13 protein-coding genes and 1 pseudogene are annotated in these 15,803 nt (G+C 67.8%); 8 read left to right on the forward strand and 6 right to left on the reverse strand.

Going from position 1 to position 15,803, the window contains the following annotated elements; genetic code table 11:
- From ABSF49_RS13580 to groES, 3 genes and pseudogenes are all read right to left on the reverse strand, one after another.
- A pseudogene (locus ABSF49_RS13580) lies at positions 1-4,286 on the reverse strand (glycosyl transferase); the annotation flags it as partial.
- Between the two features lie 288 nt (positions 4,287-4,574).
- The gene (groL, locus tag ABSF49_RS13585; protein ID WP_424113186.1) at positions 4,575-6,206 is read right to left on the reverse strand and encodes a chaperonin GroEL; all 1,632 of its coding nucleotides are present in this window, start codon (positions 6,204-6,206) and stop codon (positions 4,575-4,577) included.
- A gap of 38 nt (positions 6,207-6,244) precedes the next feature.
- Positions 6,245-6,559, reverse strand: coding sequence for a co-chaperone GroES (gene groES / locus ABSF49_RS13590; RefSeq protein ID WP_424113187.1), 315 nt, complete (start codon positions 6,557-6,559; stop codon positions 6,245-6,247).
- A gap of 297 nt (positions 6,560-6,856) precedes the next feature.
- On the opposite strand from groES, the gene ABSF49_RS13595 reads away from it, so the two are divergent.
- Both ABSF49_RS13595 and ABSF49_RS13600 read left to right on the forward strand, forming a co-directional pair.
- Positions 6,857-7,618 (forward strand): SDR family NAD(P)-dependent oxidoreductase, encoded by a 762-nt coding sequence (locus tag ABSF49_RS13595; RefSeq protein WP_424113188.1) that lies wholly within the window; start codon positions 6,857-6,859, stop codon positions 7,616-7,618.
- A 110-nt stretch (positions 7,619-7,728) separates the two neighbouring features.
- Positions 7,729-8,160 (forward strand): CBS domain-containing protein, encoded by a 432-nt coding sequence (locus tag ABSF49_RS13600; protein ID WP_424113189.1) that lies wholly within the window; start codon positions 7,729-7,731, stop codon positions 8,158-8,160.
- Positions 8,161-8,173: 13 nt separating this feature from the next.
- On the opposite strand, the gene ABSF49_RS13605 is transcribed toward ABSF49_RS13600, so the two are convergent.
- The 3 genes from ABSF49_RS13605 to folE form a co-directional block, all read right to left on the reverse strand.
- Positions 8,174-9,136, reverse strand: coding sequence for a patatin-like phospholipase family protein (locus ABSF49_RS13605; protein WP_424113190.1), 963 nt, complete (start codon positions 9,134-9,136; stop codon positions 8,174-8,176).
- A 130-nt stretch (positions 9,137-9,266) separates the two neighbouring features.
- Entirely contained in the window at positions 9,267-9,665 is a 399-nt protein-coding gene (gene hisI / locus ABSF49_RS13610) for a phosphoribosyl-AMP cyclohydrolase (protein ID WP_424113191.1), read from the reverse strand.
- A 2-nt stretch (positions 9,666-9,667) separates the two neighbouring features.
- Positions 9,668-10,312: a GTP cyclohydrolase I FolE gene (gene folE / locus ABSF49_RS13615; RefSeq protein WP_424113192.1), complete on the reverse strand. Its 645-nt coding sequence runs from the start codon at positions 10,310-10,312 to the stop codon at positions 9,668-9,670.
- A gap of 115 nt (positions 10,313-10,427) precedes the next feature.
- Between folE and ABSF49_RS13620 the strand changes: the two genes are divergently transcribed.
- The 6 genes from ABSF49_RS13620 (at position 10,428) to ABSF49_RS13645 (ending at position 15,785) form a co-directional block, all read left to right on the forward strand.
- Positions 10,428-10,904, forward strand: coding sequence for an iron-sulfur cluster assembly scaffold protein (locus ABSF49_RS13620; protein ID WP_424113193.1), 477 nt, complete (start codon positions 10,428-10,430; stop codon positions 10,902-10,904).
- On the forward strand, positions 10,901-11,200 hold the full coding sequence (gene yidD / locus ABSF49_RS13625) for a membrane protein insertion efficiency factor YidD (protein WP_424113194.1): 300 nt from the start codon (positions 10,901-10,903) through the stop codon (positions 11,198-11,200). The genes ABSF49_RS13620 and yidD overlap by 4 nt, the downstream gene beginning before the upstream one ends.
- Positions 11,201-11,310: 110 nt before the next feature.
- Complete coding sequence (locus tag ABSF49_RS13630) at positions 11,311-11,973, forward strand: GDSL-type esterase/lipase family protein (protein ID WP_424113195.1); 663 nt, start codon at positions 11,311-11,313, stop codon at positions 11,971-11,973.
- A 28-nt stretch (positions 11,974-12,001) separates the two neighbouring features.
- Positions 12,002-12,796, forward strand: coding sequence for a DUF459 domain-containing protein (locus tag ABSF49_RS13635; protein WP_424113196.1), 795 nt, complete (start codon positions 12,002-12,004; stop codon positions 12,794-12,796).
- 3 nt (positions 12,797-12,799) lie between these two features.
- On the forward strand, positions 12,800-14,386 hold the full coding sequence (locus tag ABSF49_RS13640) for a GDSL-type esterase/lipase family protein (RefSeq protein ID WP_424113197.1): 1,587 nt from the start codon (positions 12,800-12,802) through the stop codon (positions 14,384-14,386).
- The gene (locus ABSF49_RS13645) at positions 14,367-15,785 is read left to right on the forward strand and encodes an MBOAT family O-acyltransferase (protein ID WP_424113198.1); all 1,419 of its coding nucleotides are present in this window, start codon (positions 14,367-14,369) and stop codon (positions 15,783-15,785) included. The genes ABSF49_RS13640 and ABSF49_RS13645 overlap by 20 nt, the downstream gene beginning before the upstream one ends.
- Positions 15,786-15,803 lie beyond the last annotated feature (18 nt).

The raw sequence follows: 15,803 nt of genomic DNA on the forward strand, positions 1-15,803 counted from the left end.
GGCGCGATGACCCTGTTCTCGCCGAGGCCCCGCTTCAGCCCGAGACCGGGAACGCCGAAGTTCGAGTATTGGTAGGTGAACTCCAGGTCGCGGGCGTTGTAGGCGGATTCGGATATGCCCCAAGGCAGGCCGAGTTTGGCGGCGTAGGCGATCTGCCGGCGCACGATGAGACGGTTGGTCTGCTCGAGCAAGCTTCCCGTCGGCGCTCGCATGACGAGCGAGGGCATCAGATACTCGAACATCGATCCCGACCACGAAATCAGCGCCGCGCCATGGGCGACCGGCGTCGCGGCGCGGCCGAGCCGGAACCAGTGCTTGGCGGCGATGTCGCCTTTGGCGATGGCGAAAAAGCTGGCGAGCCGCGCCTCGGACGCCAGCAGGTCGTAGCAATTCGTATCGAGCGCGCCTTCCGGCGCGAGAAATCCGATCGACAGCAGTTGGCGACGGCGGTTGAACAGGAAGCCGAAGTCCATCGCCAGCGCCATCGACCGCGCCGTGTCCTCCAGCTTCGAAAGCCGCGCCGCCGCAGAGCGAGACGCGTGCGCGAACTGCGCGAGATCGTGGCTGTGGGCGTCGATCGCTTTCAGAGTCGCTTGCGCCCAGAACAGCATATCGGCGCCGCTGCCGTCGCCGCGTTCGATCGCCAGCGCTCCGGCGATGTCGACCATGATCTCGGCGTCGGCGTGAAGACCCGCGAGTCGCGCGGCAAGATCGTCGTCCGAAAGCCGCGCCTGGCGCACGGCGAGCGCCACGGCCGCGACCGCGTCGTCGAATTGGCTGAGGGTCACAGTCTGGGTCTGGCCGCCGTCGCGCAGGCGCGCCGATTCCGCGCGGGTGATTTCGAGCGCGTCGGCGACGCCGTCGAGACGCCGCTCGGCCGCAAGCGGACGGACCTTCCATTCCCGGCACGCGTTCGCCAGCGCGATCAGGTGCCCGGCCAGATTGCCGCTGTCGACGGTGGACACGTATCTCGGGTCGAGCGGGCGCAGATCGCGGGTGTCGTACCAATTGTAGAAATGTCCGCGGAAACGTTGCAGCCCGCCCATCGTCGCCAGCGTCGCCTCAAGCCGATCGATCGCCCGATCGGTTCCGGTCCAGCCGAAATCGCGCGCGCTGACGACGGAAAGGAGATAGAGGCCGAGGTTGGTCGGCGATGTCCGATGCGCGATCGCCGGCGTCGGATTGTCCTGAAAGTTGTCGGGCGGCAGCATGTTGTCGGCCGGCGTGACGAACGTCTCGAAGAACCGCCAAGTGCGGCGCGCGGTTCGTCGGAGCGCCTCGGCGTCGGCGCCGGACATCGGCAATTGAGCGGTCGCTCCACGAGGCAAGCTGATGCGGCGCGCGACCGCCGGCGAGGCGACCCACAGCGCGGCGAACGGAAGCGCGACAGGCCACGATCCGTGGCCGAACGCCAGAGCGACAATCGCCGCGACGGCGCCAATGACGACCGCCGCCGCCATTCGGCGCGTCAAGCCCATGAGGTCGAGGCGCGGTCCGAGCGTCGCCTGCGCCGCCGGAACCCATTCAAGCAGATGGCGCCGGGTGACGCCCAAGCGCCAGAGCGTGCGGCCGATCGCATCGGCCATCAGCCACGCCTGATCCGCCAGGAACGCGACGGTCAGCGTCGAGAGCGTCAAGGCAAGACCGAGATCGCCGCCGAGCGCGCGCACATGGCTCGAGATCGTCACGCCCGGGCGTCGCGGCGGAATGGCGGCAATGACCGGAATTAGCGTCGGCAGCACGATCGTCAGGACGACGAAAAGGGTCCAGATCAGCGCCGCGTGAAACGGCAAGGCCCAGCCCGCGAGCAGCGCGAGCGCCGCGGCGGGCGCTGAAAGGGTTCGACGCAGATTGTCGAGCATCTTCCACCGGCCGACCGCAGGGATGGCGCTCGTCGCGCGACCGCAGATCCAGGGCAGCAATTGCCAGTCGCCGCGCGCCCAACGGTGATGGCGAACGGCGCCGACGTCGTAGCGGGCTGGGAATTCCTCTACGACCTCGACATCGGAGGCGAGTCCGGCGCGCGCGAACACGCCTTCGAACAGATCGTGGCTGAGAAGCGTCGAATCCGGCGCCCGGCCGGCGAGCGCAGCTTCGAAGGCGTCGACGTCGTAGATGCCTTTGCCCGCATAGGAGCCTTCGCCGAACAGATCCTGATAGACGTCCGAGACAGCCGAGGCGTAGGGATCGATTCCGCTCAGGCTGGAGAAGATGCGCTGGAACTGCGAGCCTTCCTGGCCGATCGGCAGCGAAGGCGTGACGCGCGGCTGCAACACCGCGTAGCCTTCCACCACCCTGCCGGCGGCTGCGTCGAAGCGCGGGCGATTCAGCGGGTGCGCCATCTTGCCTATAAGGCGGCGCACCGTGTCGCGCGGCAACCGCGTGTCCGCGTCGAGCGTCACGACGTAGCGGATATCGGCGGGCGCGACAGGCGGCCCGGCGCCGACGTCGATGAAGGTGGTGTCGGTCGCGGCGCGCAGCAGCCGGTTCAGTTCGTGCAGCTTGCCGCGCTTGCGCTCCCAGCCGATCCACCGCGCTTCGCCTTCGTTCCAGACGCGACGGCGATGCAGGAGCAGAAAGCGCGGGCCGCCCGGCGCCGGACCATGGCGCAGATTGAGACGCGCGACGCCTTCCGCCGCCGCGGCGACGAGCGCCGCGTCGCCTTCGGCGTGCTCGGTTTCCGAGTCCGTCCAGTCGGAAACCAGGGCAAAATGCAGATCGCCTTCCGGGCTGGCGAGGTGGTGAATCTCCAGCCGTCGGATTTGCTCTTCCACGGCTTCCACGCTTGTCAACAGGGTCGGCACCGCGACGAGCGTGCGCAAATGCGAGGGAACGCCGTCGCGCAGCTCGAGCGCCGGCAGAATCGTCGCCGCGAAGCCGAGGTTGACCCCGCGATTGACCAGCGCGACGGCGGCGTCGATGGCGGGAATTGCGCCCAGGAAGCCAAGCAGGCCGAGAACGGCCAAGCCGGCTCCGGCCGCGGCGAGGCTCAGCAGCGGCGCCGCAAGAAGGATCGCGGCGACGACGGCGATCGCCGTCACGTAGCCGCCAAGTCCAAGCGATCGGTTGACCCGCGCCAGCCAGTTTCGCATCGGCGGGCGATAGGAAAGGGCGATTTCAAAGGCGCGGCGGCCTCCCGCAAGCAAGTGGTAGCCTGGATCGCCGCGCCGCGCTTGCTCGGCCGTCGGCTCCGCACGCCGCTCGCGACTGGCCGCGAGCGCCGCGGCGCCGGCGATATCCAGCTCCGTGCGGTTCGAGCCGCGCGCCAGTTCCTCGACCGCGCTTCGGTAAAGCGTGCGCGTCGGAGGATCCATCGTCTCGAACGGGCCGTCGGCGGCGAAAACAACGTCGACGAGGCTGAGCCGTTCGAACAATTGCTGCCAGTCGACGTCGGAAATCAGGCGCAAGCTGGTGATGATGTTGCGCACGGTGACGTTCGAGGCGCCTTGCCGGCGATGCACGTCGCGCACCACCGTTTCCGCCGTCGTGTCTTGGATCGCCAGACGCTGGTCGAGCCACGTCAGCGCCGGCGTGATCTTCGGGTCCTGGTCACGCAGCCGATGCACGAGCTGCACCGCCAAAGCGTCGGCAAGCGGCGCGCGCTCGTGGGCGAAAAGGACGACGGCGACGGACTCGGCGGGTTGTCCCCCGGTCCCGAGCAAGCGGTCGGCGAGCCCGTCCGCCACGGTGCGCGCGGCGCGGCTCTGCGTGATCTGCCGCCCGAGGCGTCCAAGATTCTCGACCAGCACAATCCGCAGCGTGATCGACACCGCCCAGAGTTCGCCAATGGTGAGCGGCTGCACCTCCTGATAGGCCCTGACGTAGCGGACCAGCATTTCGGCGTCGAAGCGGCTGTCGGTATGGGCGACGAAGGCCCAGGTCACGCCGAAGACGCGGGGATAGCCGGCGAAGGGGCCCGAGGCGAGCTTGGGAAGCTGGCGGTAGTAGCCGGGCGGCAGGTCCAAGCGAAGCTCGCGGATCTGCTTCTCGACGAGATGATAATTGTCGATGAGCCATTCCGCCGCCGGCGTTATGGCGCGTCCCTCGTTGATCGCCTTGACGATCGCGCGGTAAGCCTCGAGCAGAACGGCGCCGTTGTCGGCGAGCCGCCGCGCCAGCGGCTGACCCTTGGTCGTCTTGGACGAGACGATCTGCGCCAGCGCGAGACTTCGCGCATGCTCCTCGAGGCGTTCGGCGCTGAACAACTCCTCGCGGATGGGCTCCCGGTTGTCCCAGGGCGGCGACCGCGTCACGCTTTCGAAGGCGCGGCTGGAGAGAAATCTCAATTTGACCTTTCCGCCGCGCGGTGAAAGCGCAGTGAGCCCGCATGAGCGGATTTCGCAAAAGCGTCGGCGAACGGAACAGACCCCCGCGACGCCAGGAGTGAACCCGGCAAAGAGCGTCTCCCGACCGCTGCGCGCGCGCCCGACGGTCGGCGTCAAAGCCGATTGTTGCGACGAAGAGAGCGAAGCTCGGCGAGCGATGACGGGAGGATCGAGTCCTCCCCAACGCGGACTTGCGGCGCGCCGGCCTGGCGCGTCGCAAGTGATTTTCATCCTCAGCGAGTCAGGCGATCAATAGTCCATGCCGCCCATGCCGCCTTCGGGCATCGCCGGCGCGTCCTTCTTCGGTCTTTCGGCGACCATGGCCTCGGTCGTGATCATCAGGCCGGCGATCGAAGCCGCGTCTTGGAGCGCGATCCGCACCACCTTGGCGGGATCGAGAATGCCGGCGGCGAGCATGTCGACAAATTGCTCGGTCTGGGCGTCGAAGCCGTAGGTCTGCGATTTCTCGCCGAGGATCTTTCCGACCACGATCGAGCCTTCGCCGCCCGAATTCTCGACGATCTGACGGATCGGCGCTTCGAGCGCCTTGAGGACGATGTCGATGCCCGACTGGATGTCGGCGTTTTCGTCGCTGAGCTTGCCGACCGAAGCCTTGGCTCGCAGCAACGCGACGCCGCCGCCGGGAACGACGCCTTCCGCGACCGCGGCCTTGGTGGCGTTGACCGCATCGTCGACGCGATCCTTCTTCTCCTTGACCTCGACTTCGGTGGAGCCGCCGACGCGGATGATCGCGACGCCGCCCGCCAACTTCGCCAAACGCTCCTGAAGCTTCTCCTTGTCGTAATCCGAGGTCGTCTCCTCGATCTGCGACTTGATCTGAGCGACGCGCGCCTCGATGTCGGCTTTCTTGCCGGCGCCGTCGATGATCGTGGTGTTTTCCTTCTCGATCCGCACCCGCTTGGCCCGCCCGAGCATGTCGAGCGTGACCTTTTCGAGCTTGACGCCGAGATCCTCGGCGATCACGTCGCCGGCGCTGAGCGTCGCGATGTCTTCGAGCATCGCCTTGCGGCGATCGCCGAAGCCGGGGGCCTTGACGGCGGCGACCTTGAGGCCGCCGCGCAGCTTGTTGACGACCAGCGTCGCCAGCGCCTCGCCGTCGATGTCTTCGGCGATGATCAGCAGCGGCTTGCCCGCCTGGACGACTGCTTCGAGCAGCGGCAGCATCGCCTGCAGCGAGGAGAGCTTCTTTTCGTGGATGAGGATGTAGGGATCCTCCAGCTCGACGATCATCTTCTCGGCGTTGGTGACGAAGTAAGGCGAGAGATAGCCGCGATCGAACTGCATGCCCTCGACGATGTCGAGTTCGGTTTCGGCGGTCTTGGCTTCCTCGATCGTGATGACGCCCTCGGCGCCGACCTTCTTCATCGCCTTGGCGATCATTTCGCCGATCGACTTGTCGCCGTTGGCGGCGATTGTGCCGACTTGGGCGATCTCCTCCGAGGACTGCACCTTCTTGGCGCGGCGCTCGATGTCTTTCACCACCGCCGTCACGGCAATGTCGACGCCGCGCTTCAGGTCCATCGGGTTCATGCCGGCGGCGACGAGCTTGAGGCCTTCGCGCATGATCGATGCGGCCAGGACTGTCGCCGTCGTCGTGCCGTCGCCGGCGAGATCATTGGTCTTCGAGGCGACCTCGCGCACCATTTGCGCGCCCATGTTCTCGAATTTGTCGGCGAGCTCGATCTCCTTCGCCACGGCGACGCCGTCCTTGGTGATGTGCGGCGCGCCGTAGGACCGATCGAGAATGACGTTGCGCCCCTTGGGGCCGAGCGTCACCTTGACGGCGTTATTGAGGATTTCGACGCCGTGCAGCATGCGCTCGCGAGCGTCGGTGGAGAATCTTACGTCTTTGGCGGACATGGTTTTCGTTCCTGTGTTTGAGGGGTGGGCAGCGTCGTTCAGGCGGCCTTCTTGGCTGCAGTCGCGCTCTCGATCACCCCTAGGATGTCGGATTCTTTCATGATCAGAAGGTCTTCGCCGTCGATCTTGACCTCGGAACCCGACCATTTGCCGAACAGCACGCGGTCGCCGGCTTTGACTTCGAGCGCGATGAGCTTGCCGCTTTCATCGCGCGCGCCGGGGCCGACGGCGACGATTTCGCCCTCTTGCGGCTTCTCTTTGACGGTGTCGGGAATCAGGATGCCGCCTTTCGTCTTGTCCTCGCCCTCAATGCGACGGATCACGACGCGGTCGTGCAGCGGACGAAATTTCATGGGGTCCGTTTCTGGTCAGCAGACGACGCCGGCTCAGGGCAAATGCCCCGGCTCTCGGCGCGAGTCTGACGCTTGGCCTAGATGGCTATCGTTGGCACTCGTTACAAGAGAGTGCTAATCGGCGTTTCCGACAGCCGCTCCTCGTCAATGTCGGCGACGAGCGCCGGTGGCGGCGGCGGAAGGTCCGAGGGGGCGGGGGCAAAACGTTGGATTTTGACCACAGCGCGGCGATTGCCGCGCTGCGCCCGGCGCTGCTACGCTCCGCCTCCGCCGTTTCCCGCCAAGGAGCCCAGTCGCTTGTCGCACGCCCGCTATCCCAGCTTGCACGACCGCGTCGTCTTCATCACCGGCGGCGGATCGGGGATCGGCGCGGCGATGGTCGAGGCCTTCGTTGCGCAAGGGTCGAACGTCGCCTTCGTCGACATCGCCAAGGACGAATCGCTCAAGGTGGTCGAGCGCGCCGTCGGTCCGCAGAAGCCGTTGTTCATCGAATGCGACCTGACCAACCTCGCCGCGCTCGAATCGGCGATGGTCGAGACGCGCCAGCGGCTCGGACCGATCGGCGTCCTGGTCAACAACGCCGCCAACGATACGCGACGCGCCTTCGCCGACGTCACCGAGGCCGACTGGGACTTTACGATGGCGGTCAACCTCAAGCACCAGTTCTTCGCCGCGCAAATCGCCGCTCAGTCGATGCGCGAAATCGGCGGCGGCTCGATCGTCAATTTCTCTTCCACCGTATGGATGATCGGTTCGCCGCGCTTGACCGTCTATGCGGCCGCCAAGGCGGCGGTCGTCGGCCTCACCAACAGCCTGGCGCACGAACTCGGCGGCGACAACATTCGCGTCAATTGCATAGCGCCCGGGGCGGTGATGACCGAGCGGCAGCGGCGGTTGTGGTTCACCACCGACGCCGATGTCGCGGCGATGGTCGCGCGCCAATGTCTGCCGCAAGCGATCGCTCCGGAAGCGGTCGCCAGCGCAGCGCTGTTCCTCGCCGCCGACGACAGCCGGATGATCACCAAGCATTGTCTTCTCGTCGACGCGGGCCTGCGCTGATCGCTCCGCCCGGGGCATTTGAGAGAATTGCGCTTGATCGGGCGCCCAGGCGAGCGCATCCTCTCCCGCAGGCCGGTCCGCCAAGCGACCGCCTTCGCAGGGAGAAACGCATGACCGTCGCGCGAATTCTCGCGGACAAGGGCAGAGATGTCCTCACGACTCAACCGCACCGCACCGTTAAGGAAGTTGCAGCGCAGCTCGCGTCCCGGGGCGTCGGCGCCGTCATCGTCTCCGACGCGGCCCAGGCCGTGCTCGGCATCGTCTCGGAACGCGATATCGTGCGCGCGATCGGCACGGGTCCGTCGAGCGTCCTGGAAGAACCGGTGTCGCGTTACATGACGGCGAAAGTGACGACCGTCGACGAAAGCGCCTCGATCGACCGGGTGATGGAACTGATGACCGAAGGCCGCTTCCGCCATCTGCCGGTGGTCGAGAACGGGCGGCTGGTCGGCATCGTCTCGATCGGCGACGTCGTCAAACGCCACGTCAACACGATCGACAGCGAACGTCGGGCGCTGCGCGACTACATCGGCGCCGCCTGAGCGTCGGGCTGGGTCAGCCCTCGGCGGCGGGCGCGAGATCGAAGCATTCGGCGATGTCGTCGCGCGCGCGCCGCACCGCCTCGCGCCCGAGCGCGATCAGCTCTTCGGCGCGGTCGAACTCGAACACGCCGATCCGGCCGACCTTGAGATTGATCAGCACGTCGGGCGGGTCGCCGGCGAGACGCGAGCGCATCAGCCGGTCCTGGGTGATGTTGAACGCGTTGGCCATCACCGAGGCGAGCCCCGGCGCGCTCGCGCCCGATCGACCGCGGCGCAGCAGCCCCGCGCCGCGGCGGGCGGCCGGCGGCGCTTCGTCTTCAGCCAGGTCGGCCTCGATCCCGTCGTGTCGGGTCGCGCCGCGGCCGGTGCCGTCGACTGTGATGCTGAGCGCGACGACGCGTTCGGCCCCGAGCGCGCGCGCGACGCTGACCGGCACCGGATTGACGACCGCGCCGTCGATCAGCCAGCGCCGGCCGAGCCTGACCGGCTCGAACACGCCGGGCAGGGCGTAGGAGGCGCGTATCGCGTCGACCAGCGAGCCCCGGCGCAGCCACACCTCGTGCCCGGTGTCCAGTTCGGTCGCGACGCCGGCGAAGCGCATCGGCAGGTCTTCGATCCGCATCGCGCCGATCGATTCCTGCAATTTGACGCGCAGCCGATCGCCGCCGATCAGGCCGGCGCCGCTGAAGGAGAAGTCGAGCAGGCCGAACACGCGCCGCTTGTTGAGCGAGCGGGCGAAAGACTCGAGCTCGTCGAGCCGGCCGGCGGCGAAGCAACCGCCGACCAGGGCCCCGATCGACGATCCGACCACGACATCGGGAACCAGGCCCATCGCCTTGAGTTCGTGCAGCGCGCCGATATGCGCCCAGCCGCGCGCCGCGCCGGCGCCGAGCGCGAGGCCGATCCGCGGCCCGGCGCGCCCGCGGCCGCCCGCCGCGGTCTCGATTTCGGTCTTGCGGAGAAGATCGTCCGCCATGGCTCAAGCCTCGCCGGTCGGCCGCGCTCCCGATGCAACAAGGAGCGCCGGCCGCCATCCACGACCCCCTTCGCTTGCGTCGCGCTCCCGCTTCGCGAGCGGGTCTGCCGCGCTCGGCTGCGAAGAGGGACTACACGCCTTCGACCGGCGCCAACCGCGCGCCGTCGGCCGCGGCTTCGACGCGGCGATAGAAACACGATCGACGGCCGGTGTGGCAGGCCCCGCCGTCGCCGCCGACCTTGACCCGGGCGAGCAGCGCGTCCTGGTCGCAGTCGACCCTGAGCTCGACCACGGTCTGGACCTGGCCGGACGTGTCGCCCTTGCGCCACAGCCTTTGGCGCGAGCGCGACCAATAGTGCATCACGCCGGTCGCCAGCGTTTTCTCGATCGCCTCGGCGTTCATGTGGGCGAGCATCAACACTTCGCCGCTGTCGGCCTCGACCGCGACGCAGGTCACCAGCCCGTCAGCCGAGAAGCGCGGGGTGAAGGCGGCGCCTTCCTCCAGATCGTTTGCCGCCGCGCCGGGCATGATCAATGCGCGCCGCGCAGCAGCGTGAGGAAGCGGGTCTGTTCGTTCGGCTGCGAGCGGAAGACGCCGGTGAACTGCGTCGTCACGGTCGAGACGCCATCCTTCTTCACGCCGCGCATCGACATGCAGGTGTGCTCGGCCTCGATCATCACCGCGACGCCGCGGGTGTTGAGCGCGCCGTCGATCGCGTTGACGATCTGGGACGACAGCGCTTCCTGGGTTTGCAGCCGGCGCGCGAACGTGTCGACGATGCGCGCCAGCTTCGACAGGCCGACGACGCCGAGGCGCGGGTAATAGGCGATGTGAGCCTTGCCGATGAACGGCGCGATGTGGTGCTCGCAATGCGAGATGAAGGGAATGTCGCGGATGAGGATCAGGTCCTTGTAGCCGTCGACGTCGTCGAACACGCGCGACAAGTGCTCGCTGGGGTCCTGACGGTAGCCGGCGAACAGTTCCTCATAGGCCTTGACCACCCGGCGCGGGGTGTCGAGCAGCCCCTCGCGATCGGGATTGTCGCCGGCCCAGGCGATCAGGGTGCGGACCGCCGCCTCGGCTTCCTCGCGCGTGGGGCGAGCGGGCGCTTCGGCGCCGCGCTCGTCGCGGGTGGCCTCAGTGCGGCGCTGGTCGCGGGTCACAATGTCGTCCATGGGGCTCTTCTAGCAATTCGGCGGCCGGGCGGCCACCTCTGGCGCTCGCTTTGGTCGGTCGAGCCTCCTATATAGTTACCTCCGGCGGCGTGAAAAGCCGCCTCGCCTGAGCGTCATGGCTAACGACGATTTCGATGCGATCTATACGGCGCGCATCCTCGAGCTCGCCGCCGACATTCCGCGCCTCGGCCGGCTCGCCGCGCCCGACGCCAGCGCGTCCGTGCGTTCGCCCATCTGCGGCTCGAAGGTCACGATCGATCTGCGCCTCAGCGACGGCCGGGTCGCCGACTTCGCCCATGACGTGCGCGCCTGCGCCTTGGGCCAGGCCGCGTCTTCGCTGATGGCGCGCCATATCGTCGGCGCCGCGCCCGAGGCGCTGATCGCGCTGCGCGAGACGGTCCGGCGCATGCTCAAGGAAAACGGACCGCCGCCGGCGGGCGAATGGGCGGAATTCGCCGTGCTCGAGCCAGTGCGCGACCTGCCGTCGCGCCACGCCGCGACCCTGCTGACGTTCGACGCGGTGGCCGAGGCGCTGGGCAAGATCGACGCGCTGCGGCGGCGGGCCGAAGCGGCCGCCGGGACCGATCGATGACGGCCTTGGGGCAGGCGCCGCGGCAGGCCGCCCACCTGCTGATCCGCTTCTACCAATTGAGCTTTTCGGCCCTGCTGGGCAGCCGTTGCCGTTACCTGCCGACCTGCTCGGCCTATGCCGACGAAGCGATCCGTCGGCATGGCCTGTGGGCGGGCGGCTGGATGGCGACGGCGCGGATCTGCCGCTGCCATCCCTGGGGCGGGTCGGGTTACGATCCGCCGCCGCCAACGCCGCCCCGCCGCGCGTCATGGCTGACGCCGTGGCGCTACGGCCGCTGGCGCCGCCGCTGCGACTGAAAGCCGGGGAAAGCGCCGCTCGGGCCGCGTCGACGGCTGGCGTTCACAGGGGGTTAACCATAGCGTGGTTTCGTCGTCGCGACGCGCTTCTGCTTGGTGACCCTATGTGTTTGCGCCGCATCGCTCTTTTGCTGCTGTTGGCCGGCGTCGCGCCGGCGGCGGCGCGGGCCGAAGAGGTTCGTATCATCGGCGACAGCATCGGCGAGGGCCTGCACCTCGCCTCGGACATTCCGTCGCCCGCAAATCGCTTTAACGTCGCGATCTACACCCCCAAAATCTTTGAACAAATCCGGGATATGCCGCGCGGCGCGAACGTCGTCATGAGCCTGGGCACCAACGACGCGGTCGCCGGCCTCGACGAGCAGCAGCCGCGCATCGCGCAGATTGTCGCCGCCGCGCGCGAGCAGGGCATCAAGCTCACCTGGCTCGGTCCGCCGTGCGTGCGCACCGCCTGGGAGGTCCATTCCGAGCGGCTCGACAAGGTCATCGCGGCGACTTTGGCTGGCACTTCAGTGGCTTACGTCTCAGCCCAGACCCCCGAGTTCTGCGCCCCGGGGCTGCACGCCGGCGACGGCGTCCACTTTACTATGGCGGGCTACAGGCTGTTGTGGCAGAAGGCGGCGTCCGTTGCGGGGATACCGATCGTCGAAGTCGCCGCAAGCGACCACAAGCCGGTCGTTGCGAGCGGCAAGAAGGGGTCAAGCGGGAAAAAACATAAGAAAAAGAAGCACGTCGCCCCATTGGCGACGCCTGCCGCGGCCGCGCGGACTTGAGCAATCGCTAGCCGAAGGCGCGTGAAGGATGTTGAAGTCCGGGTTCTCGGTTTCGACGCGTTGCGTCGTGTTGGTCGCGTTCGCCGCCGTCGCCGCGATCGGGGCGCCGGCCGTGGCGTCGGCCGAAGGCCCGGCGACGCTGCACATCGCCTTCGTCGGCGATTCGATGGCCGACGGTCTGTGGGGCGCGATGTTTCGCCGCCTCGGAAAAGACAAATGTTTGGCGGATAAGGTGAAGCTGATCCGCCGAGCGAAGAACGGCACCGGGTTGACCCGACTCGATCAGTATAACTGGGTCGACGAGGTGGGGGCGATCGCCACGGATCCGGGGGCTGACCTTTTTGTTGGCTCGTTCGGCGTCAACGATCGCCAGTCGATCGTCGACGTCGACAAGAAGCGGACCGAATTTGGCGGCCCGGATTACGACGGCCGCTACGAGGGAATCGTCGAGGATGTGGTCCACAGCGCCCTGTCGCACGGTTCGTCGGTCCTGGTGATGGGGCTGCCGGTCATGCTCGACGCCGCCGCCAACGCCGACGCCGCCGCCAAGAACAAGCTGTTTGCGGACGCGGTGGCCCATGTCGCCTCGCCGAGCGCCGTCTATGTGGCGCCGTGGACCTCGCAGCCGCCGCCCGACGTCTACAAACCGTTCCTGCCCAACGCCAAGCAGACCCTGGTGCAGGTGCGCGCGCCCGACGGGGTGCACTTCACCACGGCCGGCTACGACATGGTCATGGACGCCTTCTTTCCGGCGATCATGGACAGCCTGAAGCAACGCGGCCGCGACGTCGCCGCCGAGTGCGAACAGATGGGAGCGAAATAGGGCTTGCGAAGTTCGGTTGCGCTGCTCGCCTGGGCCTCGGCCCTGCTGATCGGCGCGGTGGGGGCGACCCTCACCGCGAAGATCGACGTGAGCGCGCCCACGAACGTCAGCGCCGCTGAGCAGTCGCTGCAATCGGCGAGCCGACTGCGACTGCCCGCCGCCCAGCGACTCGTCGCGCTCGCCGGCGCCGATCCGCGCTTCGACGTCTGGCGAAACCCAGGCCGCAGCGGGCCGCCGAAGACGACCGCGCGCGCCGCCGGGCCGCCCAGCTCCGGCGACAAGCTGCTGCGGGTGGCGATGATGGCCAAGCCGACGCTGCCGAACGCCGGTCTCGCTCCGCTCGGACGCGCCCGAAACGTCGGCGCGCTGTCCGCGCTCGAGGCGGCGCTGCCGGCGGCGGAGCGGCCAAGCCCCGAACTCACCGCTTACGGCGAGCTCGAGCCCGACTTCTTCGCCGCGCGCCGGCTGACTGTGCTGCAGCTCGGCGACAGCCACACCGCCGCCGATTTCTTCACCGGCCGGGTGCGCGAGCGGCTGCAGCAGACCTTCGGCGCCGGCGGCATGGACTATCTCGTTCCGGGCAAGCCTCACCCCGGCGTACGCTCGGCCCTGTTCGACAGCGACGCGTCCGACGGCTGGAGCTACGAGGCGCTGCAGAAATCGGACGAGACCCGCCGCTTCTACCTCTCCGGCTTCAACGCGGTCGCCCATCGCGCCGGCGCGTCGCTCAGCCTCAAGGCGAAGGGCGGCCTCGCCTACGACAGCGTTCAGGTCGCGTTCCTCAAGCAGCCGGGCGGCGGCCGCGCCGAGGTTCTGGTCGACGGCGAGCCGAGCGGCGACATCAGCCTCGACGGCGCCGCCGATCAGCGCGCGACGCTCGACGTCAACGCCGCCGATCACGGCGCGCACGGTTTCCACGACATTGCGGTGCGCTCGCTGACCGACGCGCCGGTGACCGTCACCGGCGTCGAGGTCAATCGCGAAGGCGACGGCGTTTCCTACGTCAGCCTCGGCTTCCCCGGCGCGACGGTGCAACTGCTGCAGAAGCTCGCCGACGACAATCTCGCCGACGACCTCAAGCGCATTGCGCCCGACGTCATCGTCCTCGCCTTCGGCACCAACGAGGGCTTCAACGATGCGCTCGACGTCGGCGCCTATGCCGCGCAGTACGAGCAGATCGTCAAGCGACTGAAGTCGCTCAGGCCGCAGGCGCGCATCGTCATCGTCGGCCCGCCAGACGGCGCGCGCGCGGGCGGCGCCTGCAAGCCCGGCGCGCCCGGCTGCGCGACGTCGGCGGGCGCCGACGGCGCCGCCTGCCATCTGCCGACGCCGCCCAAGCTCGCCCAGGTGCGCGAAGCGCAGCGCCGCCTGGCGATGCGGCTCGAAGCCGATTTCTGGGACTGGTCGTCGGCGATGCCGAGCCCATGCGGCGCGCAAGTGTGGGCCGCGGCCGACCCGCCGCTGATGGCCCACGATTACGTGCATATGACGACAGAAGGTTATAAGCAGAGCGCCGACCGATTTGCGGATTTTCTCATCCCCCTGATCGAAGGCCGGCAGACCAGCGCCCATGTTGTTTCCAACAATTGATTTTGGTCTGTTCTTCGCGTTCTCGTTCATATTGGTTTGGGGTCTCAACCCCTACAACACCGTCAAGAAATACGTCCTCCTCGCGCTGAGCCTCGCGTTCTACGCGTCGTGGAACTGGCGCTTCCTGTTTCTGCTGTTGGCGAGCGGGGCGATCTCCTATGTCGTCGGCCTCTATGTCGACGCGTCGGCGCAGCGGCCCTTTCGCCGCCTCGCGCTCGGCGCCGGCGTCGCACTCGACCTCGCCATCCTCGCCTATTTCAAATACCTCGACTTCTTCATCGCCCAGGCGCTGAACCTCGCCCACATGCTCGGCTTCGATCTGCCGCTCGGCTTCGTCAACGTCACGCTGCCGGTGGCGATCTCGTTCCTCACTTTCCACGCCATTTCCTATGTCGTCGACGTCTACCGCGGCCGGATTCCCGCCTCGCGCTCGCCGCTCGACATCCTGCTCTACGTCAGCTTCTTCCCACATCTGGTGGCGGGGCCGATCGTGCGCGCCCACGAATTCCTGCCGCAGCTCGCTTCGCCGCGCCGCGCCGGCGATTTCTCCTTCGGCGAGAACATGCTGCTGATCCTTGGCGGCCTGTTCAAGAAGATGGTGATCGCCAACTACCTGGCGGTGCGCTTCGTCGATCCGGTCTTCACCGATCCGTCGCAGTTTTCGCGCTTCGATCTGATCATGGCGGTCTACGCCTACGCGATCCAGATTTACGCCGATTTCTCCGCCTACACCGACATCGCCATCGGCGTGGCGGCGCTGCTCGGCTACCGCTTTCCGCAGAATTTCAACCAGCCCTATCGCGCGCTCGGCATCGGCGATTTCTGGCGGCGCTGGCACATGACGCTGTCGAACTGGCTGCGCGACTACCTCTACATTCCGCTCGGCGGCAACCGCCACGGCGCCTGGGCGACGGCGCGCAACCTGATGCTGACGATGACGCTCGGCGGCCTGTGGCACGGCGCCAACTGGACTTTCCTGATCTGGGGCGCGATGCACGGCGCGGCGCTGGTCGTCGACCATGCCTGGCGGCGCAGCGCCGCCTTCGCGCGCTGGGGCGGGGGGCCGATCGTCCGTGTCGTCGATTGGGCGCTGACCTTCAATTTCGTCTGTCTCGCCTGGCTGTTCTTCCGCGCGCCCTCGCTCGACGCCGTCGGCCAGTTCCTCTCGGGCGTGTGGACCGACAATGGCGCCGCCTCGACCATGCCGGCGGTGGTGCTGCCGTTGATCGCCTGCGGCGCGCTGACCCAGATCGCGCCGCCGCAAACCCGCGCGGCGATGGGCGTCGTGCTCGACAACCGCGGCGCGCTGGCTCAGGCGGCGTTCGGCTTTGTCCTGCTGTATGCGATCGTCGTCTTGGCCCCGTCGGCTTCGGCGCCGTTCATCTACTTCCAGTTCTAGCGGAGAGACGCGATGGCC

This window comes from Roseiarcus sp. (genome assembly GCF_049514155.1).
Lineage (GTDB): Bacteria > Pseudomonadota > Alphaproteobacteria > Rhizobiales > Beijerinckiaceae > Roseiarcus.